The following is a 17851-nucleotide window of genomic DNA, read 5'->3' as shown; positions in this document are numbered from 1 at the left end:
CCGCCCTCTCCGGAAAGGTCGCGCCGCTGGATCGCTTCGCTGACGCTCGCGATGACGGCGCGGCACCGGAAACGAAGAAGCCGCCCTCGCCTCGCGGCGGGAGCGGCTTGTCTCAAGCCTCGATATTCGGCCTCGAAAATCCTTACGCGACGGCTCTCTCGGCGGCTTCGCCCGGGAGCGGAACCTCGGAGATCGTCTTCAGAACCTGCGAGGCGATCTGGTAGGGGTCGCCCATGGAGTTCGGGCGGCGATCCTCAAGGTAGCCCTTGTAGCCGTTGTTGACGAAGGAGTGGGGCACGCGCACCGAGGCGCCGCGGTCGGCCACGCCGTAGGAGAACTTGTTCCACGGCGCCGTCTCGTGCTTGCCGGTCAGGCGCATGTGGTTGTCGGGACCATAGACGGCGATATGATCGTCGAGGTTGCGCTCGAAGGCCGCCATCACGGCCTCGAAGTACTCCTTGCCGCCAGTCTCACGCATGAACGTCGTCGAGAAGTTGCAGTGCATGCCCGACCCGTTCCAGTCGGTGTCGCCGAGCGGCTTGCAGTGGTACTCGATGTCGATCTCGTAGGCCTCGCACAGGCGCTGGAGCAGGTAGCGGGCCATCCACATCTCGTCGGCGGCCTTCTTGGAGCCCTTGCCGAAGATCTGGAATTCCCACTGGCCCTTGGCCACCTCGGCGTTGATGCCCTCGTGGTTGATGCCGGCGGCGAGGCACAGGTCGAGATGCTCCTCGACGATCTTGCGCGCCACGGGGCCGACGTTCGAAGCGCCGACGCCGCAATAGTACGGCCCCTGCGGAGCGGGGAAGCCGGCCTCGGGGAAGCCGAGCGGGCGGCCATTCTTGTAGAGGAAATACTCCTGCTCGAAGCCGAACCACGCGCCGGCATCGTCGAGCACGGTCGCGCGCTTGTTCGACGGGTGCGGGGTCTTGCCGTCCGGCATCATCACTTCGCACAGCACGAGCACGCCGTTGGTGCGGGCGGGGTCGGGGAAGTGGCGGACGGGCTTCAGCACGCAGTCGGAGGAGGAGCCCTCGGCCTGCTGGGTCGAACTGCCGTCGAAGCCCCAGAGCGGGAGCTGCTCGAAGGTCGGGAAGCTGTCGTACTCCTTGATCTGCGTCTTGCCGCGCAGGTTCGGAGTGGGCGTGTAGCCGTCGAGCCAGATGTACTCGAGCTTAAACTTGGTCATTCCGAGTCTCTCGTACCTTGAGGATCCGTGTCCTGACGAAACCTTTTCCGGACCGGCGCCGTTGAGAGCCTGCCTTGCCGTTGGATCGCATCCGGCAGGTGACTTCCCCGCCGCATCCTAGACGCCGATCCATCGACGAGCAGGGCGCCAGCCCGACCCCCGAGCTGCCGCTTCGCGTGCGGATGCTCCCGGCTGCCCTAAGCACGTCGCGTGCCAATCGTCGCCGTAACGTCGCACGCGCTCCTGCGGCAAATATGACCGCCGGAGCAGCGCGATCAGGAACGAAACGCCTCGAACGTCCCGCGATCACGCGGATTTTTTGCCCTCGGACGGGTGGCAACGGCGCGGCGCGGGCGATATCGTCCGCGCCGGCCGGTGAGACCGGTCGGGGACGCGAGAGGGGGCCGGACCCGGATCAGGAGCGAAGCCGTGGGCGCGAAGCCGCCCCCTTCGAGACGTCCCGCTTTCCCGATCAGCCCATCGCGCTGCAGGAACGGACCGGCTCAGGCCGCGCCCGGACCCAACGGATGGCCCGCCGCCCGCTTTCAGATTTTGCCGAGGAGACGTACAGCATGACTACGGCCGCCGATGTGCTGAAGGCCATCAAGGACAATGACGTAAAGTACGTCGACTTCCGCTTCACCGACCCGCGCGGCAAGTGGCAGCACGTGACCTTCGACGTCTCCCTGATCGACGAGGAGATGTTCCAGGACGGTACCATGTTCGACGGTTCGTCGATCGCCGGCTGGAAGGCGATCAACGAGTCCGACATGCTGCTGATGCCCGATCCGGTCACGGCCTGCATGGACCCGTTCTTCTCGGCCTCCACCATGTCGATCGTCTGCGACGTGCTGGAGCCCTCGACCGGCGAGCCCTACGCCCGCGATCCGCGCTCGACCGCCAAGCTCGCCGAGGCGTATCTGCGCTCCACCGGCATCGGCGACACGATCTATGTCGGCCCCGAGGCCGAGTTCTTCGTGTTCGATGACGTGAAGTTCGGCGCCGACCCCTACCATACCGGTTTCCAGCTCGACTCGACCGAGCTGCCGACCAACGGCTTCACCGACTACGAGGGCGGAAACCTCGGCCACCGGGTGCAGACCAAGGGCGGCTACTTCCCCGTCCCGCCGCAGGATTCGGCCCAGGACATGCGCGGCGAGATGCTGGCCGCGATGCAGTCAATGGGCGTGAAGGTCGAGAAGCACCACCACGAGGTGGCGTCCGCTCAGCACGAACTCGGCATGAAGTTCGACACGCTGACCCTGCTCGCCGACCACATGCAGATCTACAAGTACTGCATCCACAACGTCGCGCAGAGCTACGGCAAGTCCGCCACCTTCATGCCCAAGCCCGTCTACGGCGACAACGGCTCGGGCATGCACGTGCACCAGTCGATCTGGAAGGACGGCAAGCCGCTATTCGCCGGCGACAAGTATGCCGACCTCAGCCAGGAATGCCTGTGGTACATCGGCGGCATCATCAAGCACGCCAAGGCGCTCAACGCCTTCACCAACCCGTCCACCAACTCCTACAAGCGTCTGGTGCCGGGCTATGAGGCCCCCGTGCTGCTGGCCTACTCGGCCCGCAACCGCTCGGCCTCCTGCCGTATCCCGTGGACGACGAACCCGAAGGCCAAGCGCGTCGAGGTCCGCTTCCCCGATCCGATGGCCAACCCCTACCTCGCCTTCTCGGCGCTGCTGATGGCCGGTCTCGACGGCATCCTCAACAAGATCGATCCGGGCCCGGCCATGGACAAGGATCTCTACGACCTGCCCCCGCGCGAGCTGAAGAAGATCCCGACCGTCTGCGGCTCGCTCCGTGAGGCGCTGCAGAACCTCGATAAGGACCGCGCCTTCCTCAAGGCCGGCGGCGTGTTCTCGGACGATCAGATCGACTCGTTCATCGAGCTGAAGATGACCGAGGTGCTGCGCTACGAGATGACCCCGCACCCGATCGAGTTCGTGAACTACTACTCGCTCTGATCGAGCCGGGCCGGGCGGCGACGCCCGGCTCGTTGGGACTGAACGCGACGCCGGGGCCTCGAAAGAGGCTCCGGCGTTTTCTTTCGCCAATGGCTTGAACCGCACGGACACGGAGCACCGGCTGGCGTCCTCTCCCGTATCCCGCCCGAGGCCTCTATGCTCGGCCCGACCGCCCGCGTGCAGGAGAGGCTCATGTCCCTGACCATCCCCGTGATCCACGGCACCGTGCGCAGCGAACGCCAGGGGATCCGCGCCGCCCGCCTTCTCGTTGGCCAGCTCGAAGCCCGCGGCCACGCGGCGCCGCTGGTCGACCCGGCCGAGCTAAAGCTCCCGCTCCTCGACCGGATGTACAAGGAGTATCCGAAGGGCGAGGCGCCCGAGCCGCTGGAGCGGCTGGCCTCTCTCTTTCGCGGCGCCGACGCCTTCGTGGTCGTCTCGGCCGAGTACAACCACTCGATCCCGCCCGCGCTTTCCAACACCCTCGACCATTTCCTTGAAGAGTACTTCTGGCGGCCCTCCGCCATCTGCTGCTACTCGGCCGGACAGTACGGCGGGGTGCGTGCGGCGATGCAGTTGCGGGCGATGCTGGCCGAACTCGGCACCCCGAGCATCCCCTCGCTCCTGCCGATCCCGCGCATCCACAAGGCCCTGAGCGAAGCCGGCGAGCCGGCCGAGGACTGGCTCGGCCGCGCGGCCAAAAAGTTTCTCGATGAACTGACGTGGTACGCCGAGGCGCTGAAGGCGAAGCGGGCGGACGGCACGCCCTACTGAACCGCGCGGCACTCCGTTTGCACCCCTCGAAGCGCACAGCCTGAGGACGGAGAGCGCATGAACGCGAGTGTGGACAGAGTCAGAGATGCGCTGGCCGAGTTGATCAAGGCGGCGCTCGTCTCCGACGACGGCCGGAGCCTCGCCTTCCGGCAGGCGACGGCGGAAAAACTCGCTTTGCTCGCCGCCGACCCGCCCCGGGCAGACGCGGTGCGGATGGACGGGGCCTGGACCCTGGCGGTCCGCACGGCCGAGGCACCCGAGCTTCAGCCGGAGCAGGGGCAGGTCAATCTCACCCTGCCGCGGATCGCACCCTTCTCCCTCGAAGATCTCACGAGAGAAGGATTCGACGTGGACGCGGCCGTCGAAACGATCAGGAAATCCGCCTCGACCGGTTGAGCGTGGGTCCGAAGCTGTTCACCGGTGAGGCCGGAACGTTGTCCTGAGCGCTGCGAGAGCCCATCTTTGTGGGACCTCGGGACCCGTCGCGGTCTCTCCGATCATCGAAATACCAGCGCGCCGGGTCTCTCCGGGCCGGCGCGGCGAGCCCGACTCCTTGGCCAGACGCATCAATCCGAAGGTGGGTTCCCCCGCTCTTCCCTCCCGTGAGCAGATCCTCGCCTTTGTCGCCGAGACGCCCGGAAAGGTCGGCAAGCGCGAGATCGCCAAAGCCTTCGGCATCTCGGGCGCCGACAAGATCGGCCTCAAGGCAATTCTGAAGGAGATCGAGGCCGACGGCGCGCTTGAGCGCGACCGCGGCGGCCTACGGAAAGGCGGCAGCCTGCCGCCGGTCGTCCTCGCCGACATCGTATCGCGCGACCGCGACGGCGACCTGATCGCCCGCCCGGCCCAGTGGGACGGGGAGGGCGAGGCGCCTAAGATCGCCGTCGAGGTGCCGCGTGCCGGCCGCAAGGGCAAACGCCCGGCCCCCGGCCTCGGCGACCGGGCGCTGATCCGTGTCGCGCCGGACGCGGACGCGCCCGGCCGCTACACCGGCCGCGTCATCAAGGTGATCGGCAAGAACCGGTCCGAGGTGATCGGCGTCTATCGCGCCGGCCGCGACGGCGGGCGCCTGCTTCCCGTCGAGAAGAGGTCGCAGGGCAAGGAAATCGCGATTCCCGCGGGCGAGGAGGGCGAGGCCCGGGACGGCGACCTCGTCAGCGTCGCGGTGGAGCGCGAGACCCGGTTCGGCCTGCCCCGCGGGCGCGTGACCGAGCGGCTCGGCGCGCTCGGCTCCGAGAAGGCGGTGAGCCTGATCGCGCTGCACATCCACAACATCCCACATGTCTTCCCGGCCGCGGTGCTGGCGGAGGCGGATGCGGCCAAGCGCGCGACCAAGCGCGGCCGCGAGGATTGGCGCGAGGCGCCGCTCGTCACCATCGATCCGCCCGACGCCAAGGACCATGACGACGCGGTGATGGCGCAGGCCGATCCCGATCCGGCGAATGAGGGGGGCTTCATCGTCACCGTCGCGATCGCAGACGTCGCCGCCTATATCCGTCCGGACTCGGACCTCGACCGCGAGGCGCTGCTGCGCGGCAATTCGGTCTACTTCCCCGACCGGGTGGTGCCGATGCTGCCCGAGCGGATCTCGAACGATCTCTGCTCCCTGCGCGAGGGCGAGGACCGCCCTGCGCTCGCCGTGCGGATGGTGATCGGCGCAGACGGGGTGAAGCGGAGTCACAGCTTCCACCGCATCCTGATGCGCTCGCACGCCAAGCTCGCCTATGCCCAGGCGCAGGCCGCCATCGACGGGCGGCCGGACGAGAAGGCCGGGGCGGTGCTGGAGACGGCACTTCGCCCGCTCTACGCAGCTTATGAGGCGATGAAGCGCGCCCGCGACGCCCGCGGTCCGCTCGCCCTCGATCTGCCCGAGCGCAAGGTGCTGCTCAACGCGGAAGGTGGCGTCGATCGGGTGATCGTGCCGGAGCGGCTGGAGGCGCACCGGCTGATCGAGGAGTTCATGATCCAGGCCAACGTCGCGGCGGCCGAGACCCTGGAGAAGGCGGGCTCACCCCTGATCTACCGGGTCCACGACGAGCCGGCCCTGGAGAAGATGCGTGCGCTCGCCGAGGTGCTCGCCTCGGTCGGCATCAAGATGACCAAGGCCGGGGCGCTGCGGCCCGACCTGTTCAACCGCATCCTCGCCCAGGTGGCGGAGAGCGAGCACGCACCCTTCATCAACGAGGTGGTGCTGCGTTCGCAGGCACAGGCAATCTATGCTGCGCAGAACCTGGGCCATTTCGGCCTCAATCTGCGCCGCTACGCGCATTTCACCTCACCCATCCGCCGCTACGCCGATCTCATCGTCCACCGCGCCCTGGTGCGTGCCTGCGGATTGGGCAAGGACGGCTTGCCGGGCGACACTACGCCGGGCATGCTCGATGCGGTCTCCGAGCAGATCTCGGCGGCCGAGCGCCGGGCGATGGCGGCCGAGCGCGAGACCATCGACCGGCTGATCGCCGGCTACCTCGCCGACCGGGTCGGCGCGACCTTCTCGGGACGGATCTCCGGCGTGACGCGCTCAGGACTGTTCGTGAAGCTCGCCGAGACCGGGGCCGATGGTTTCGTGCCGGTCTCCACCATCGGTCACGAGTATTATCGCCACGACGAGGCCCTGCACGCGCTGGTCGGCGACCGCAGCGGCGAGACCTATCGCCTCGGCGACACGGTCGAGGTTCGCCTTGTGGAGGCGGCGGCGGTGGCCGGCGCGCTTCGCTTCGAAATCCTGTCGGAAGGGCGCAGCCGCTCCGGCGCCAAGGGCAGCGGGATGAAGCGGAACGGCTTCAAGGCGAAGCCGGGCAAGGCCGGTGCGAAGGCGAAGGGCAAGGCCCATCCCGGCAAGGCCCATCCCAGTCAGCCGCGCCCGGGTAAGGGATCGGCCTCCGAGGGCGACGCGGCGCGGCGCCATCGCGGCTCGCGCCGCTGAGCGGAAGAGGCTAGACTCATGGCCATGGAAACCTACGCGTCCCCTCCGGCCCCGACTCCCCAGGAGCGGACGCGGCTGGTCCCGGCCATGGCCCGCGGCTTCCTCAACCGCTGCCCGCATTGCGGGGAGGGCCACATGTTCGGGCGCTTTCTCAAGGTGCGGCCGGCCTGCGAGGCCTGCGGCCTGGAGATGGAGGGTCACCGGGCCGACGACCTGCCGCCCTATCTCGTGATCTTCCTCGTGGGCCACATCGTCGGCTACCTCGTGCTGGAGATCGAGATGGGCTACGACGTCCCGCTCTGGATCTCGCTGACCGTGTGGCCTCTGCTGACTTTGGTCCTGGCGCTCGGGCTGTTGCAGCCGGTCAAGGGTGCAGTGATCGGCCTGCAATACACGTTCGGCATGCACGGCTTCGGCAAGGCGCCCCCGGCGCGCGGCGGGACCGATACGGGGAAGAGGCGTGGCGGTGAGGCAGGAAGCAGAGCAGGCGACGCCCCAGAACTTGGATCGGCCTGATCCGCCTGCCGCTCCACCCCGCTCCGCGCCGTTACGCCCGCGCGATGCCGCGACGCTGATTGTCCTCGACCGGTCTCGGAAGCGGCTGAAGGTTCTGATGGGTCGGCGGCATGCCGGCCTCGCCTTCATGGGCGGCAAGTTCGTGTTTCCTGGCGGCCGTATCGAGCCCTCCGATCGGCAGATGCCGGTGGCGGGCGCCCTGTCGCAGCGGGCCGACGACGCGTTGCGCGCCAAGTTGCCCCGCGCGCCCCACCATCTCGGCCGCTCTCTTGCGCTCGCCGCGATCCGCGAGACCTACGAGGAGACCGGTCTCCTGATCGGCACCCGTGGTTACGGTCCGCCGGAGACGACACCGGATGGGGCTTGGCGCGCCTTCGGCGAGGAGGGGGTGATGCCCGACCTCGAAGCGCTGCATCTCGTGGCGCGGGCGATCACGCCACCCAAGCGCGTGCGCCGCTTCGATACCCGTTTCTTCGCCGTCGATCGCAGGGCGGTGGCCGCCGAGCGGCCGGGCGTCGTCGGGCCGGACGCCGAACTCACCGAACTCGCCTGGGTCGATCTCACGGCGGCGCGCCAGCTCGACCTGCCGCGCATCACCCGCGTGATCCTCGACGATCTGGAGGCGGCGGCCGAAGCCGGCTTTCCGCCCTACCGGCCGATCCCGTTCTACTTCGAGCGCCGCGGCAAGGAGATTCGGGAAGAGATCTGAGCGGGCCAACGCCCACACCTTGTGCGCTATTCTCCCCGCCCTTCGCCGCTCCGATGCTGCATCCGTCTTCGACGCCCTCAACGCCACGATAGAGGCGGCCCGTGCGGGCGCGGGCGGCCACCGCTCGCCACCGGCGAGATCGGCGCCATGCCAAGCAGTCTCGCGTGAGGTGGGCACGGCGCCGGTCTCGACCCAGGCGGTGGTCCACGGCTCCCGAAGTCATCGTCCGGAAAGACCGGATGATCCGAAAGCTTGCTCACCCCTGCGCGTCGGAGACCAGCGCGGCCAGCCCCTCGCGGTAGGTCGGGTAGGCAAGCTGCACGCCCAGCTCCTCGCGAATCAGGCGGTTTCGCACCCGCTTGTTCTCGCCGTAGAAGCTGCGGGCCATCGGGCTGAGTTCGGCGGTCTCGAAATCGATCTCGGGCGGCAGCGGCAATCCGGTGAGCGCTGCGGCGTGCTCGGTCACCGTCTGCGGCGGGGCCGGCTCGTCGTCGGTGACGTTGTAGACCGCGCCCGCCCGCGGGTGCTCGATCGAGGCGGCGAGCGTCGCGGCGATGTCGTCGACGTGGATGCGGTTGAACACCTGACCCGGCTTGACGATGCGCTGGGTGCGGCCCTCGCGCAGCTTCACGATCGGGTTGCGACCGGGGCCGTAGATCCCTGACAGCCGAAACACCTGCACCGCCTTGCCGGCCTCGGCGCCGAGCGCGAGCCAAGCGTTCTCGACGGCGAGGCGGTCGCGCGAGCGGGCGCTCTTCGGCGCGGCAGGCGTCGTCTCGTCGATCCAGGCGCCGCCCTGGTCGCCGTAGACGCCGATGGTCGAGAGATAGCCGATCCAACGGATCCGGCTCTTCGCGATCACGTCGCGGTAGCGGGCGAGCACCGTGTCGCCGCCCTCACCCGGCGGAGCCGAGATCAACAGGATGTCGGTGTCGGCAAGCTCCTCGGCGATGCGGGGATCGTCGGTCTCCGGCCCGAAGGCACGCACGGCGAACCCGGTCTCGGTGGCAAGGCCTTTGGCCCGCTCGGGCTCCGTCACCGTCGCCCGAACCGCGCCGAAACGAGCCCGTTCGCGCTCGGCAAAATGCCGGGCGGAGAAGCCGAGGCCGAAGACGAACAGGTTCATCGCGATCCGATGCGCTCCGTTTGCCTGCCTCGGATCGGCAGACTTGCGCCTTCCTAACGCGACGGTCGCTAGCTGTCGTCCGTCATTTCGGCCTTTGGTCTTGTTTGTGAAGCCGCGGTGCTGCTTGCCGGGCGATGATTTCTTCGCCGACTTCAACGGCGCTCTTTACGCTGTCGGACAGACCACTTTCCCTGATGATCGCGAGATTCAAACCGACCCAGGCTTGCCGATAGGACATCGCCCGCTCGCCTGGATTGAGCACGGCATAGAGGGCGCTTGTGATTGCGACCAGCAGAGATAGAGGCTGACGAATTGTTTCGATTCGCTTCCACTGGCTGGCGACCGTCGCGCTGCCGGCAGAGATGATGAAGATCGCGACCCAATGCATGATCTGCCACACCATGAACAGCGTGTACCACATGCGCCGTAGGCAATTGGCATCGTCGATGGTGCATCCAGAGAAATCGAATGACATCGCTCGACATCCGGCGAGGTGCGATCTGTCGTAGGTATTATGAAGCAGATAATCCGTGCGGGAGATTTAGAGCTATCAGACCTTTGATTTGCCGATGCTGGCTGAGCTGGCACGGTCCCACGTCGTCTCGTGTCCGGTGCAGTCTGACGATGCCGGAGTGGAGAGCGGTCCCGCTCGGTTCTATCGGAGCGCGAGACCCCATTCACTGAGCACGTCGGCTTCAGCTTCACCACCTCCGTAACTGGCAAAAAGCTGTTGCAGCCGCTCCCGAGCGAGCAGCCGTCCGCAGGCCCAGACGGCAGCGCCGCGCACGACCGGATCCGGCTCCTGCAAGCAGGCCACCGCCTCGTCAGCGAGCGCGGCATCACCTGAATTTCCGATGGCGATCAGCACGTTGCGCAGGACGCGGTCGCGGCCGGTACGCTTGATCGGCGTCCCGGCAAAGCGCGCGCGGAACCCTGCATCGTCGAGGCGGGCCAGTTCGGCGAGCGGCGGCGCGGCGAGATCGTCACGCGCGGCCATGCGCGTCTCCCGCGCCGCGCCCGCGAACTTGTTCCAGGGACAGACCGCGAGGCAGTCGTCGCAGCCGAAAATCCGGTTGCCGATCTTTTCGCGGAAGGCGTGCGGGATCGGGCCGTGATGCTCGATGGTGAGATAGGCGATGCAGCGGCGCGCATCGAGCCGGTAGGGCGCCGGGAAGGCGTCGGTCGGGCAGATGTCGAGGCAGCGGCGGCAGGAGCCGCAATGGTCGGTCTCGGGTGTGTCGGACTCGAGGGCGGCGCGGGAAAAGATCGCGCCGAGCATCAGCCAGTTGCCGTGCTCGCGCGAGATCAGCACCGTGTGCTTGCCCTGCCAGCCGAGGCCGGCGGCCTGGGCGAGCGGCTTCTCCATGACGGGCGCGGTATCGACGAAGACCTTCACCGGCTCGCCGGAGCGGGCGGAGAGGAAGCCGCCCAGCTCCTTCAGCTTGCCCTTGATGACGTCGTGGTAGTCGCGCCTTTGCGCGTAGGCGGCGATGGCGGCGCGATCCTTCATCTGTACGAGTTCGAGGGGATCGCGCTGAGGGCCCGCATTCATGCCGAGCATGATGATGCTGCGGGTCTCGGCCCACAGGGCGGAGGGCGCGGCGCGCTGCTCGGCGCGCTCCTCCATCCAGTCCATGGTGCCGTGATGGCCCGCCGCGAGCCAGGCGGGCAGCCGCTCGCGCAGGTCCGGCACCGCGTGGGGCTGCGTGACGCGGAATGCCTCGAAGCCGAGATGGCGCGCGCGCGCCTCGACGGTCTCGCGCAGAGCCCGGCCCGTGAGGACGGCCTTCTCGGGTTTCAGAAATCCAGATCCGCGTAGTGAGCGGCCGGCGGCATCCCCGGCGCCCGGTCGGCCAGGAGCGCGCGGAAGGACGGGCGGGACTTCACCCGCGCGTACCAGTCCTTCGCCATCTCGTCCTCGTCCCATGGCACGTCGCCGAGATAGTCCACGCAGGAAAGATGGGCGGCCGCCGCGAGATCGGCATAGGTCAGGTCGTCGCCCGCGAGCCAGCGGCGCTGCCCGATCAGGTAACCGACATATTGGAGGTGATAGCGCACGTTGGTGCGGGCCGCACGAATGGCGTTCATGTCCGGAGGGCCGCCCCCGGCGGCCGATGACATGAAGCGCTTGTCGATCTTCTCAGTGACCAGATACTCGGTCACCTCGTTGTTGAACTTGACCAGGAACCAATCGAGCAGGCGCCGTACCTCCACCCGCGCCGTGGTGGTGTCGGGCAGAAGCCGCCGCCCGGCGAGGCCGAGCCCCCGCGTCTCGTCGAGATATTCCGCGATCACGCCCGCACCGGGGATCGCGAGCCCGGTCTGCTCCACCAGCACCGGCGTGGTGCCCGCCGGATTGACGATGAGGAAGTCGCGGCGGCGCTCCCAGGCCCGCTCCTCAATGAGGGTCGGCTCCATGCCCATCTCGGCCAGGACGAGGCGGATGAAGCGCGAGTTCGGGCAGAACGGAGAGTGATAGAGCGTCGCCATCGAGGCCGTGGTTCAGCGTAAAAGAAGGCAGAGCCCTGGGCAGACCGTGTCGCACCGGCGAAATTGGGGCGACGCGCCAGGATTATTTCTCCATCGTTGCCACCTCATTAACAAACGCGCCGCAACCCGGTAACCGCCCGTCAACCCTGCCGCCGCAAAGCTGCCGCATCGCCGTCGTCTGCCGCGCCTTGGCATGTGCCGGGACATCGGCGTGGGGAACAGCAGGCTTATGGATCTCGTCCTGATCGCGAAGGCGCTCGTGCTCGCCGTGGTGGAGGGCGCCACCGAGTTCATCCCGGTCTCCTCAACCGGGCATCAGCTCCTCATCGGCCACTTCATCGGTTTCCACTCGCCCAACAACACCTTCGAGGTGCTGATCCAGCTCGGCGCGATCCTGGCGATCCTGTTCGTCTATTTCGGCAGGCTGTGGGGCATCGCCACCGCGCTGCCGAACGATCCGCGGGCGCGCCGCTTCGTGCTCGCCGTGCTGATCGCCTTCCTGCCCGCGGCGATCGTCGGCGGCCTCTTCTCGAAGTACATCAAGTTCTACTTGTTCAATCCGTGGATCGTCTGCGCCACGCTGGTGGCCGGCGGCCTCGTGCTCCTTGTCATCGATGACATGGTCGGCGAGCCGAAATCCGCGCCCGGCGATGGTCCGACGGAGCATCCGCGCAAGACCGACGTGTTCGAGTTCAGCCTGCCGATGGCCCTCAAGATCGGCCTGTTCCAATGCGTCGCGATGATCCCCGGCGTGTCGCGCTCCGGCGCCACGATCGTCGGCGCGATGCTGATGGGGGCGAGCAAGCGCTCGGCCACCGAGTTCTCGTTCTATCTCGCCATGCCGACGATGGCCGGCGCCTTCGCCAAGGATCTGCTCGACAACTACAAGAACCTCTCGTCCAACGACGCGCTGCTGATCGTCATCGGATTCGTCGCCGCCTTCGTCTCGGCCTTGATCGTCGTGCGCACGGTGCTCGACTACGTCTCCCGCCACGGCTTCTGGCTGTTCGCGTGGTGGCGCATCATCGTCGGCTCGCTGGGCTTCGCCGGACTGATTCTTTTTGGCTGAGCCTTCAGGATTTTGAACGAGGCGGGCGCGGCGACCCGGACTAAAGTCGGTTGTCGTTTGCCCGCACCTTGTGCGAGGGCTTGCGGCCAAGTCGCCGCTCTCTCAAGAAGCGGTCGGGAAACGCCCAATCGTCAAGGTCTCGCCCAAGATGGAAGATCGTCCGCTCGCCCAGCTGTTTGAGCCCGCGACCCGCGAGCGCTGGCGCGGCGCCGTCGAGGCCGCGCTGAAAGGGGCCGACTTCGAGAAGCGCCTCGTCTCGAAGACCGCCGACGGCCTGCGTATCGAGCCGCTCTGTGAGCCGGCCGCGGCGGTGACGCAGCCGGTGCGGGCGCCCGGTCCCTGGCGGCTGGCGCAGCGCATCGACCACCCCGATGCGGAGAAGGCAGCGGCGCAGGCGCTCACCGACCTTGAAGGCGGCGCGGACGCGCTGGTCCTCGTCCACCGCGCCGCCGCCGCTGCCCGCGGCTTCGGCCTCGACCTCTCCTCGGTTGACGCGCTCGACGCGACGCTGAAGGGTGTGATGCTGCCGCTCATCGCCCTACGGCTCGACGCGGGCTCGGCCGGCTTCGAGACGGCGGCCCTGCTCAAGCAATTGATCGAGCGCCGCGGCGACGACCCCTCCGCCCTCGACCTCGATCTCGGTCTCGACCCGCTCGGCACCCGCGCCGCCACCGGCCGGCTCGAACAGGGTTGGGAGGCGCGCCTCTGCGAGACCGTCACCGCCTTCACCGGCACGCGCGGGCGCGTGGCGCTCGCCGACGCGCGGCCCTATCACGAGGCGGGGGCGAGCGAGGCGCAGGAACTGGCTGCCGTGCTCGCGACGGCGGTCGCCTACCTTCGGGTGCTGGAGGCCGGCGGCCACGATCTGGAGCGCGCGCGCGACGCCATCGCGGTTCTCTTGGTGGCGGATGCCGATGAGTTCCTGACCATCGCCAAGTTCCGGGCGATCCGGCGGCTCTGGGCCCGGGTCGAGCAGGCCTGCGGTCTTGAGCCGAAGCCTCTGCGGGTCCTGGCCGAGACGGCGTGGCGGATGATGACCCGCCGCGACCCATTCGTGAACATCCTGCGCACGGCCATGGCCTCGGCCTCGGCAGGCCTCGGCGGGGCCGATTCGGTTACCGCGCTGCCCTACACGCAGGCGCTCGGCCTGCCCGACGCCTTCGCCCGGCGCGTGGTGCGCAACAGCCAGATCGTGCTGATCGAGGAATCGAACCTCGCCAAGGTCTCCGATCCGGCGGCCGGCGCGGGCGGCTTCGAGGCGCTCACCGCCGAACTGACCGCGAAGGCTTGGGGCCTCTTCCAAGAGATCGAGCGCGAGGGCGGAATCGTGGGAAGCCTCGAATCCGGTGCCCTCGCGGGTCGGATCGCGGCGGTGGCGCAGGCGCGGGCGAAGGCGGTGGCGACCCGCAAGGAGCCACTGACCGGTGCCAGCGAATTCCCCTTCCTCGCGGAGAAGCCGGTGGCGGTGCTCGATGTGGCGCCGAACTTGGCCGCACCTTTCGAAGGAGCCTTGCCGTCCCGGCGCCTCGCCGAGCCCTACGAGGCGTTGCGCGACGCCTCCGACGCGACCCTGACGCGGACCGGCAAGCGCCCGGCGGTCTTCCTGGCCAATCTCGGTCCCGTGGCAGTCCACAATGCCCGCTCGACCTTCGCCGCCAACGCCTTCGCCGCGGGTGGCATCGAAGCCATCGGCAATGACGGCTTTTCCGATCCCGGCGCTTTGGCCGACGCCTTCAAGGCATCGGGCGCACGGATCGCCTGCCTGTGCTCGTCCGATACCGTCTACCAGACCGAGGCCATGCCTGCGGCCGAGGCGCTGAAGGCGGCCGGTGCCGGCACGATCTATCTCGCCGGCAAGCCTGCCGAGGCGGACGCTCTGCGCCAAGCGGGCGTTCACGGCTATCTGTTCGCCGGTTGTGACCTGCTGGCGCTTCTGCGCGAGGCGGCCGAGCGGGCGGAGGGCTGACGCTCAAGGCGGGGTGAGCAACCTTGACACTGCGGAGCGCGAGACAATCTTCCGGCTGAAACGGGCCACCGCAGCCCCAGCCCACAGCCGGATTTCAGTCCCATGCGCCTGCCGATCTTTGCCGTCGCCACTGTTGCCGTTGCCGTGGTGGGCGTCGGGACAGCGGAGGCGGCCAAGCGTAAGGTCCAGGTGCCGAACCGCTTCGACGGCCGCTGGAGCATCGAGGTGGTCACCCTCGATGGCCCCTGTGATCGCGCCTACCGCTACGGTGTCCAGATTCAGCGGGGCGAGGCCGTCTACGGTGGCGGCGAGGTCGATATCAGCGGTCGTGTTGCGGCGAACGGTACCGTGCGCGGCACCATCTCTCGTGGCGGCAACGCAGCGCAGGTGTCCGGGCGGCTCTCCCCCAACGGTACCGGAGCCGGCCGATGGTCGACCCTCGGCGACGGCCCGATCAGCTGCAGCGGAAGCTGGAACGCGATGCGGCGCGGCTGATCCTGCCCCGCTTGTCACGCAAGTCACCCGGAACGGCTAGGGCATCCGCCGTGTGGCGGCAGGGCGACAAATCCGAGTTTGTTCCGCGAAGCGTCATAGTTGATCTGTTTTCGCCCTAGATCCGGCGCGATCTTCGGCGAACAGTACCGGCGTTCGACACCTGTTCGAGGCGCCCCATGATAGCCGTGATGAAAGCTTTGCCGTTCGTCGGTCTCGCCTTCGTCCTGCTCAGTCCCGTCGCCGAGGCGCGCCCGGCTCGGCAGCATGTTCCCGGCTCAGAGCACGCGGTGTTGGCGCCGCTCGAAGAGGCGGCAACGGCCTGCTTTGCCGAAACGGTGACGTCCAATCCCAAGGCCATGCGGCTGGCGCGGGACGGGCGCTGGTACGAGGCCGCCAGCGTGACGGGCTTTCTGTGCCGCCCGGAGGTCGATCGCATGGCGGTGGCTCACGATCGCATTTATGGCCGCGGCACCGGCGCCCGTTACTTCAAAGGCGCCTACGCCCGCCACTTGGACAAGCAACTCGCCGCCCGCCTCCAGCCGCTGCTGGAGCCGAAGGCCGTCGCGAGCGCCGAGCCGCCGGCCGAGAAGGCTGTCCTCGGCGATGGCGCCACGGAAACCGCGCCCGGGAGCACGGATCACTGAGCGGCTAGGGCGGGATCCGGTTACCGGATCCGCCGCCAAGTCTGGCGCTTGCACAAAACACTGAGCACGCAGCCTGCGACTTCGACCGTATCGGGACCCTTCGGGGTCAGGCTGCCAGCGTAGGTCTTGCCGTCGTTCGGGTTGTAGAGGCTGCCCTCGAAAGCTGCGCCGCTCGGCGTGCCGGCCTGCATGATCTGCACGCCGACGAGCTTGCGCGTGCGAAGTGCCGGATCGGGGTTCTGCGCATCGACACCCGAGCCGGCCGTGGCCGCAATCGTCCCGCAATAGCCACTGCCGCAACGGGCGATGCGCACCGTCGAACCCGCCGTCTCGGTCTGCCACAGACCGGACAAGTCCGCGCCCTTCTGCGCCTGGGTGCTTCCGCCGGATGCCACGAGGAGCAGCCCGAAGGCCGCCATGCGCATCATGGAACGGCGCCGCCGGTTGGCACGAGGCATCGTCATTTAGGCTTTCCTCCTCGCCGGCCGTGACCGCCAGCTGGCCTCAGCGGTAGTCATGCGGCCACGGTTTCGCAAGAAGCGGAGCGGGAGCGTACGACGGTGCAGCCTTGACTTCGCCGCCTTCGCGCGGCCTACGCCCTGAACGAGCCGGCACGGACGAGTCAGGAGCGGCGGATGCAGGTGATCGAAACCGAGATCGCGGCGGTCAAGCGGGTGATCCCGAAACGCCACGGCGACGACCGCGGCTGGTTCTCGGAGGTCTACCGCGCTGATCTGCTGGCCGAGCATGGCATCGCCAACGCCTTCGTACAGGACAATCAGTCGTTCTCCGCACCCGCCGGCACGGTCCGGGGTCTGCACTTCCAGGTGGCCCCCAACGCTCAGGCCAAGCTGATCCGGGTTCTGTCCGGCGCCATCCTCGACGTCGCCGTCGATCTCCGCTCCGACTCCCCGACCTACGGCCGCTACGTCGCCGTGCGGCTCGACGCGGCGGGGGGTGAGCAGCTCTTCGTGCCCGCGGGCTTCGCCCACGGCTTCTGCACCCTGGAGCCGAACACCATGGTCGCCTACAAGGTAGACGCCTATTACAGCCCGGCCGATGATCGGAACCTGCGCTGGAACGATCCGGCGATCGGCGTCGAGTGGCCAGTCGCGGAATCCGACGCGATCCTGTCGGGTAAGGACAAGGCCGCGCCGTTCCTGGCCGATCTCGGGCGGGTCTTCTGATCTGACATATTGGATGCGGCAACCGGACGGATCGGTATCGATCTGAGGTTGGTCAGGCTATAGCGGGGTGTGACCCTTGGTTGCCTCGTGCGAATGAAGCGACGGAGTTGGGATCGATGCGCATTCTGGTGACGGGTGGCTGCGGCTTCATCGGCTCGGCGCTCGTGCTGCATCTGGTGCAGGATCTCGGTCACGAGGTGCTGACCCTCGACGCCCTGACCTATGCCGCCAACCCGATCTCCCTCGATCCGCTCAAGGGCGATCCCCGGCACCGCCTGGAACAGGCCGACATCTGCGATCCGGCCCGCGTCCACGCCCTCTACGCCGACTTCAAGCCCGACGCAGTGATGCATCTGGCCGCCGAGAGCCATGTCGATCGCTCGATCACCGATCCGGGTGCGTTCGTGCGCACCAACGTCATCGGCACCCAGGTGATGCTCGACGGCGCCCGCACCCACTGGGAAAGCCTCGACGGTGAGGCGAAGGCGACGTTCCGCTTCCTCCACGTCTCGACCGACGAAGTCTACGGCTCCCTGCCGCCGGATGCCTTCTTCACCGAGGAGAGCCGCTACGATCCGCGCTCGCCCTACTCGGCCTCGAAGGCGGCCTCCGACCACCTCGCGCGCTCTTGGCACGAGACCTACGGCCTGCCGGTGCTGGTGACGAACTGCTCGAACAATTACGGCCCGCGCCACTTCCCGGAGAAATTGATCCCGCTGATGATCCTGGCCGCGCTCGAGGGCAAGCCGCTGCCGGTCTACGGCGACGGCCTGAACGAGCG

At 68.0% G+C, this 17851-nt stretch carries 18 protein-coding genes; 12 read left to right on the top strand and 6 right to left on the bottom strand.

Going from position 1 to position 17851, the window contains the following annotated elements; all coding sequences use genetic code 11:
- Window positions 1-142 precede the first annotated feature (142 nt).
- Complete coding sequence (locus FHU13_RS19110) at window positions 143-1189, bottom strand: glutamine synthetase beta-grasp domain-containing protein (RefSeq protein ID WP_183437440.1); 1047 nt, start codon at window positions 1187-1189, stop codon at window positions 143-145.
- Window positions 1190-1761: 572 nt separating this feature from the next.
- Here FHU13_RS19110 and glnA point away from each other — a divergent pair.
- The 6 genes from glnA (at window position 1762) to FHU13_RS19080 (ending at window position 8093) form a co-directional block, all read left to right on the top strand.
- A complete protein-coding gene (glnA, locus tag FHU13_RS19105) occupies window positions 1762-3171 on the top strand; it encodes a type I glutamate--ammonia ligase (protein ID WP_183437439.1) in 1410 nt (469 codons plus the stop codon).
- A 192-nt stretch (window positions 3172-3363) separates the two neighbouring features.
- Complete coding sequence (locus tag FHU13_RS19100) at window positions 3364-3942, top strand: NADPH-dependent FMN reductase (RefSeq protein WP_183437438.1); 579 nt, start codon at window positions 3364-3366, stop codon at window positions 3940-3942.
- 57 nt (window positions 3943-3999) lie between these two features.
- Window positions 4000-4338 carry a hypothetical protein gene (locus FHU13_RS19095; protein ID WP_183437437.1) on the top strand — a complete coding sequence of 113 codons (339 nt, stop codon included), beginning with the start codon at window positions 4000-4002 and terminating at the stop codon, window positions 4336-4338.
- Between the two features lie 157 nt (window positions 4339-4495).
- A complete protein-coding gene (rnr, locus tag FHU13_RS19090; protein WP_183437436.1) occupies window positions 4496-6868 on the top strand; it encodes a ribonuclease R in 2373 nt (790 codons plus the stop codon).
- Between the two features lie 24 nt (window positions 6869-6892).
- Entirely contained in the window at window positions 6893-7384 is a 492-nt protein-coding gene (locus FHU13_RS19085) for a DUF983 domain-containing protein (protein ID WP_183437626.1), read from the top strand.
- Window positions 7335-8093, top strand: coding sequence for an NUDIX domain-containing protein (locus FHU13_RS19080; protein ID WP_183437435.1), 759 nt, complete (start codon window positions 7335-7337; stop codon window positions 8091-8093). The genes FHU13_RS19085 and FHU13_RS19080 overlap by 50 nt, the downstream gene beginning before the upstream one ends.
- A gap of 256 nt (window positions 8094-8349) precedes the next feature.
- Here FHU13_RS19080 and FHU13_RS19075 read toward each other — a convergent pair whose 3' ends face one another.
- The 4 genes from FHU13_RS19075 to FHU13_RS19060 form a co-directional block, all read right to left on the bottom strand.
- The gene (locus FHU13_RS19075; protein WP_183437434.1) at window positions 8350-9219 is read right to left on the bottom strand and encodes an SDR family oxidoreductase; all 870 of its coding nucleotides are present in this window, start codon (window positions 9217-9219) and stop codon (window positions 8350-8352) included.
- Between the two features lie 82 nt (window positions 9220-9301).
- Window positions 9302-9694: a hypothetical protein gene (locus tag FHU13_RS19070; RefSeq protein WP_183437433.1), complete on the bottom strand. Its 393-nt coding sequence runs from the start codon at window positions 9692-9694 to the stop codon at window positions 9302-9304.
- A 180-nt stretch (window positions 9695-9874) separates the two neighbouring features.
- Window positions 9875-11020 carry a tRNA epoxyqueuosine(34) reductase QueG gene (queG, locus tag FHU13_RS19065; protein WP_246714761.1) on the bottom strand — a complete coding sequence of 382 codons (1146 nt, stop codon included), beginning with the start codon at window positions 11018-11020 and terminating at the stop codon, window positions 9875-9877.
- Window positions 11017-11709 (bottom strand): glutathione S-transferase family protein, encoded by a 693-nt coding sequence (locus tag FHU13_RS19060; RefSeq protein ID WP_183437432.1) that lies wholly within the window; start codon window positions 11707-11709, stop codon window positions 11017-11019. Before FHU13_RS19060 ends, queG begins: the two co-directional genes overlap by 4 nt.
- A gap of 229 nt (window positions 11710-11938) precedes the next feature.
- On the opposite strand from FHU13_RS19060, the gene FHU13_RS19055 reads away from it, so the two are divergent.
- From FHU13_RS19055 to FHU13_RS19040, 4 genes are all read left to right on the top strand, one after another.
- Complete coding sequence (locus FHU13_RS19055) at window positions 11939-12778, top strand: undecaprenyl-diphosphate phosphatase (RefSeq protein ID WP_183437431.1); 840 nt, start codon at window positions 11939-11941, stop codon at window positions 12776-12778.
- Between the two features lie 148 nt (window positions 12779-12926).
- The gene (locus FHU13_RS19050; protein ID WP_183437430.1) at window positions 12927-14744 is read left to right on the top strand and encodes a methylmalonyl-CoA mutase subunit beta; all 1818 of its coding nucleotides are present in this window, start codon (window positions 12927-12929) and stop codon (window positions 14742-14744) included.
- A gap of 102 nt (window positions 14745-14846) precedes the next feature.
- Window positions 14847-15239, top strand: a complete 393-nt coding sequence (locus FHU13_RS19045) for a hypothetical protein (protein WP_183437429.1) — start codon at window positions 14847-14849, stop codon at window positions 15237-15239.
- 176 nt (window positions 15240-15415) lie between these two features.
- Window positions 15416-15883, top strand: coding sequence for a hypothetical protein (locus FHU13_RS19040; protein WP_183437428.1), 468 nt, complete (start codon window positions 15416-15418; stop codon window positions 15881-15883).
- Between the two features lie 20 nt (window positions 15884-15903).
- Here FHU13_RS19040 and FHU13_RS19035 read toward each other — a convergent pair whose 3' ends face one another.
- Window positions 15904-16347: a DUF2147 domain-containing protein gene (locus tag FHU13_RS19035; RefSeq protein ID WP_183437427.1), complete on the bottom strand. Its 444-nt coding sequence runs from the start codon at window positions 16345-16347 to the stop codon at window positions 15904-15906.
- Between the two features lie 171 nt (window positions 16348-16518).
- Between FHU13_RS19035 and rfbC the strand changes: the two genes are divergently transcribed.
- The gene (gene rfbC / locus FHU13_RS19030; protein WP_183437426.1) at window positions 16519-17070 is read left to right on the top strand and encodes a dTDP-4-dehydrorhamnose 3,5-epimerase; all 552 of its coding nucleotides are present in this window, start codon (window positions 16519-16521) and stop codon (window positions 17068-17070) included.
- A 116-nt stretch (window positions 17071-17186) separates the two neighbouring features.
- Window positions 17187-17851 (top strand): dTDP-glucose 4,6-dehydratase (locus tag FHU13_RS19025; protein ID WP_183437425.1); only part of this gene is annotated, 665 nt, incomplete at its 3' end.

The sequence above is a fragment of the Methylobacterium sp. R2-1 genome (assembly GCF_014191355.1).
Classification (GTDB): Bacteria; Pseudomonadota; Alphaproteobacteria; order Rhizobiales; family Beijerinckiaceae; genus Methylobacterium.
The sequence above is the reverse complement of the archived record's forward strand: the minus strand, read 5'-3'. Positions and strand labels throughout refer to the sequence as shown.

What these genes read in the sequence shown, in the direction of transcription:
- rfbC (WP_183437426.1), top strand. Translation starts at nt 16,519, where the DNA reads ATGCAGGTGATCGAAACCGAGATCGCGGCGGTCAAGCGGGTGATCCCG.
- FHU13_RS19040 (WP_183437428.1), top strand. Translation starts at nt 15,416, where the DNA reads ATGATAGCCGTGATGAAAGCTTTGCCGTTCGTCGGTCTCGCCTTCGTC.
- FHU13_RS19060 (WP_183437432.1), bottom strand. Translation starts at nt 11,709, where the DNA reads ATGGCGACGCTCTATCACTCTCCGTTCTGCCCGAACTCGCGCTTCATC.
- FHU13_RS19055 (WP_183437431.1), top strand. Translation starts at nt 11,939, where the DNA reads ATGGATCTCGTCCTGATCGCGAAGGCGCTCGTGCTCGCCGTGGTGGAG.
- glnA (WP_183437439.1), top strand. Translation starts at nt 1,762, where the DNA reads ATGACTACGGCCGCCGATGTGCTGAAGGCCATCAAGGACAATGACGTA.
- FHU13_RS19045 (WP_183437429.1), top strand. Translation starts at nt 14,847, where the DNA reads ATGCGCCTGCCGATCTTTGCCGTCGCCACTGTTGCCGTTGCCGTGGTG.
- FHU13_RS19100 (WP_183437438.1), top strand. Translation starts at nt 3,364, where the DNA reads ATGTCCCTGACCATCCCCGTGATCCACGGCACCGTGCGCAGCGAACGC.
- FHU13_RS19085 (WP_183437626.1), top strand. Translation starts at nt 6,893, where the DNA reads ATGGAAACCTACGCGTCCCCTCCGGCCCCGACTCCCCAGGAGCGGACG.
- FHU13_RS19075 (WP_183437434.1), bottom strand. Translation starts at nt 9,219, where the DNA reads ATGAACCTGTTCGTCTTCGGCCTCGGCTTCTCCGCCCGGCATTTTGCC.
- FHU13_RS19050 (WP_183437430.1), top strand. Translation starts at nt 12,927, where the DNA reads ATGGAAGATCGTCCGCTCGCCCAGCTGTTTGAGCCCGCGACCCGCGAG.
- FHU13_RS19070 (WP_183437433.1), bottom strand. Translation starts at nt 9,694, where the DNA reads ATGTCATTCGATTTCTCTGGATGCACCATCGACGATGCCAATTGCCTA.
- FHU13_RS19035 (WP_183437427.1), bottom strand. Translation starts at nt 16,347, where the DNA reads ATGACGATGCCTCGTGCCAACCGGCGGCGCCGTTCCATGATGCGCATG.
- FHU13_RS19095 (WP_183437437.1), top strand. Translation starts at nt 4,000, where the DNA reads ATGAACGCGAGTGTGGACAGAGTCAGAGATGCGCTGGCCGAGTTGATC.
- FHU13_RS19110 (WP_183437440.1), bottom strand. Translation starts at nt 1,189, where the DNA reads ATGACCAAGTTTAAGCTCGAGTACATCTGGCTCGACGGCTACACGCCC.